The sequence below is a fragment of the Komagataeibacter ossonobensis genome, assembly GCF_057359305.1.
Genome location: NZ_JBXAYQ010000091.1, coordinates 1 through 3,835, shown reverse-complemented (window position 1 = coordinate 3,835; position 3,835 = coordinate 1). Strand labels below are relative to the sequence as shown.

Here is a 3,835-nt window from a genome sequence, read left to right as displayed (position 1 = left end):
GCGGTTTGAAAGATTATTCAGTGCTCTGGCCAGATCGGGCCGGAAAGCATCCGGCCGCTCTGAGGCCAGTGTCCTGTATAGCGTGACAGCTCCCTGCACAGCGTCGAGTGCTTCTTCCCGGCGTCCGAGGGCCGCCAGGCGGTTTGAAAGATTGTTGAGTAATCCAGCGCGTTGTTGATTAAACATCGATTCGACAGGTAGTTGCATTAACATAGCTTCTATTAATTCAAGCGCCACCTCTCGTAGTTCAACGGTTCGCGTAGGCATTGCATCGATGAGCTGTTTCAATATTTCTATCTCATCAGCGTCCGCCTGTAGTGCTTTTATCCATTCTAGCGGAGTTCTCTGCCCACGAATCAGAAAATCCTGACAGGCTCGCACTACAAAATCCGTTACGGTCTTACGATTTTTTGTAGCAATACGTCGGATTGTGGAAACAGCCAGATTAGGTGATAATCGCGCAAACGCTTTGATAACTAAGGCTTCACCTAGGATATCCGGCACAATCGCCGCGACTCCACCATTTTCAGCGGGAAGCGCTACATGAAGAGCGGCTCTTGCATCCCCAGTCCGGTCTTCCGCAATGCCTTGATGGAGTGCAGCTGATTCTTCGGCAATGGTTTCGTGCATATCGTTTTCGCTCAGCCCACCTAAAATGGTTGTGACGGCTGCAAGATGTCCTGGTAGTAACCTCTCGCCACAGAGAGTCAGCCCTGCGGCAGTCCAATGCATTTCAATGCGCTCCATTTCCTGTCCAGCCAATTCAAGCGCAATTCGATCTGCCTTTAGAGCATGTGCACTGAACAGACCTACCTGGGCCGTCACCAGTCCAAACATCGCGAGAAACAGCGGTTCTCCGCCTAGACTGATTTCTGATAGTTTCCTGTCTAGCGTGTTGTCTCTGTTCGGAATATGTTTCGCTCCTGCTACCTCGCAAGCTGATTTAAAAATTGCAAAACGCCTTACAGGGTCGGAAATAATATTTAAGGAAAGTGGCGCGCTCTCTGCTAGGAGACTACGAATTGCTGCCCCGTTGACCCCAGATAACTCGAACAGATTGCGCCACCAAGAAGCTTCAACTCCACTAGTGCGCTCGATTAGTAATAGACGGAAAGGAAAGCTTTTCTTTTTGTCTGTATGTACAAGGGTGCGAAGCCATGCACCGATCGCATCACTTTTTGCAGCTACATAATCTATCACGACAAGGCAGGGATCATTCCATACAGATTTACATCCGCTTTTCCGAAAAATATCTAAATCATCTCGTCGTGCAAAACCAGCTATCCATTTCTGGTCTCGTGCCCAGACAGCAAGTTCGGCTGCAAGTCGTGTCTTGCCGCTTCCCCCTTTACCGCTCACGACCTGAATCGAGACTGCTGCATCTGTTTGCAGCCACGCCTTCAGCTCGGATATCAGTTCATTGCGCCCCTGAAGCGGCAAACTGTCCCGATTAAACGGGGAAAGAATCGACACTACCTGCCGACCGCTCGGTGTATAGCCCGGCTTCCCTATCTGCTTCGCTTCTGCAGGAGCCGCCGTGTAAACGGATTGTTCATATGATGTCAGTCGTAATGTAGCAGCTCCCTGAATAGTGACGTTATGGTTTTCTCCTACAATCTGAACAATAATATTTCCGTCACCATTATTAGAACTTGATTGCATCATTATTTAAACTTTCCTTTACCTGTTTCAGGTGTGAATGCACATCTCATCATAGCAACACATAGACATAATTATGAAAAGTAGGTTTTACCTTTAGTTAAAGGATGTTGCGAGCGGCAGAAGATTTATAAGTTATGTCTTACACAGACTATAGTATAATAGGGTCAATTCTAATTCGAATGGAAGAAATTGAGGGGGAGCAAAATGTCTGGTTTCCGTCCAGAGATCAGCTTATGGGCCGCCATATACCACGATCTCACGAACGGCCTTCCTGGTCACTATGATGTCATTCGTGAAACAATATTTTTAAGGTTCGAAGTCGTCGTGCCGACTGATGACCAGCCCGCGGCAAAAGAAATATCATGTGAATTCGGCAATTGGTCGTGCCTTAAACTACGCAAGCGAATTCGTGCTGGAATAGCTGCCGCTTCTCCGACGAAAAGAGCCTCTTGCCGAGGGAGAGAGGAAAGCATTTTTGTCATCCCTGACAGACTGTCGGGTAGTATCCGCGCCACATGCTCTTGATCGCTACTGTTTGCAAGACGCAAGACAATCCAAGAATTACATTGAGATATTACAGTATCTTCTATGTCTGTTGGTCGCTGAGATACCAGCATTAGCCCTAAACCGTATTTCCGACCCTCACGAGCAAGGCGTCGAATAGCAGTCTGAGCAACTTCATACTGCGCTTCTCCTCGATTGGGTACATAACGGTGAGCTTCCTCGCAAACAAATAATATCGGATCTTCTTCGCGTTCTTCGCGAGTCTGATGAATTTTATATTGAAATAAAAGGCGTGCGATTGAACCTGTTAACGGTCCAGCAACTTCGTTCGGAAGCCCTGATATATCAATGATTTTCAAACATGCATCATCGGTTCCATCTACATTTAAGAATTGAGCCAAAACATCGGAAAGCGTTGGAGAATCTGCTTTATGTTCATCCATTAGGAAACGAATTCTGGGGTCGGTTGTTAGAACATGAAACTTATTTAGAATTGAGGCATAGTCTTTTTGGAATTCAGAAGGCGTTACGTCTTCCCATTTTTTATCTTTGTTAAGCCGTTTTGCTTGTCTAGCTGTGATGTGCTCTCGAAATTCAGAGAGTTTAAACGGACGAGGCTTATCACGGTCAAATGAGGCGAGTTGATCTTCCGTTATATCCGCAATCGGCATGGGATGCTCAGGATGCTGTCCAACCGGAAGATCAGCAGGGATACTCCCAATTGCACTATGTGCCAGTCCAGCAGCGACCATGCGTGCATGGGTAAGCGCCTTGTAAACAGTATTAGACTGAGAAGTAGCTTCGAACTCTGTTTTTCCAATTACCAGTGAACGAAATTCATCGCTGGACATCAACCAATATGGTAATTTCAGAGTTGTCACATCTTCCGAGTTTTGACCAAGTGCATTATAGGCACGATACACTTTAGCCTTTCCTTGAAAAGCAGAGGCATATTCTCCATGCGGATCGATAAGAATAATACATGGGCGCGTTGGTGCGTTCGGTACACATTGATGTTCTAGAATCGAGTGAATAACTGCTGCAACAGCACTTGATTTTCCAGATCCTGTCGATCCAAGAATAGCACAATGATGTCCGAAAAGTTTATCCATATTTGCACGACAAGGGACGCGTGTTGCGCCAACGTATGTCCCGATTGGAACAAGACGATTAGGGCCGTTCCCTGCGGTCTTTTCTGCGCTTGCAAATAACGTGTCTGTTTCTTCTTTTGTAATCAAATATACAGATTGCAGTGGCAATGGATAAGTAGAAACTCCTCGTTTAAATGATAGTTCGTTTTCTGATGCGTTAAACCATGCTTCCCCTAGTAGATCAGCCTCGATTACCCGACGGTCTTGGTCAACAGAATTGGTTTGTGAGGCTGCCAGCGCGGCAGTTTCTTCGTCAGACTGTAAACGCAACAGTCTTACTGTCGCAAAAAGAATCCGACGACCAAGGTGCATTTTGACAATACTGCCAATTTGGCCAACATCGTATACACGACCGCCATAGCTACGTGTTAGTTCTCTGATGTCGCGTTTAAGAGCAATCTTTATGGAACTTCCAGTTACCTCAAAGACTGTGCCGATTTCTAGATCAGCATCAAGATGAAAAGCGTTCATGCCATTGCCTCTTGAATATCTTTTGGCAGACCTTCAGAAAATAGTTT

The 3,835-nt window shown here is 46.2% G+C and carries 2 protein-coding genes; both read right to left on the bottom strand.

The window, feature by feature from the left end; genetic code table 11:
• On the bottom strand, positions 1-1,665 hold a 1,665-nt coding region (locus AC1RQ9_RS18580), incomplete at its 3' end, for a hypothetical protein (RefSeq protein WP_485988072.1).
• Between the two features lie 275 nt (positions 1,666-1,940).
• The gene (locus AC1RQ9_RS18575) at positions 1,941-3,788 is read right to left on the bottom strand and encodes an ATP-binding protein (protein ID WP_485988071.1); all 1,848 of its coding nucleotides are present in this window, start codon (positions 3,786-3,788) and stop codon (positions 1,941-1,943) included.
• Between the last annotated feature and the right edge of the window lie 47 nt (positions 3,789-3,835).

Bases quoted from the DNA above. Each gene is read 5' to 3' on its own strand.
- AC1RQ9_RS18575 (WP_485988071.1), bottom strand. From the start codon at position 3,788: ATGAACGCTTTTCATCTTGATGCTGATCTAGAAATCGGCACAGTCTTT.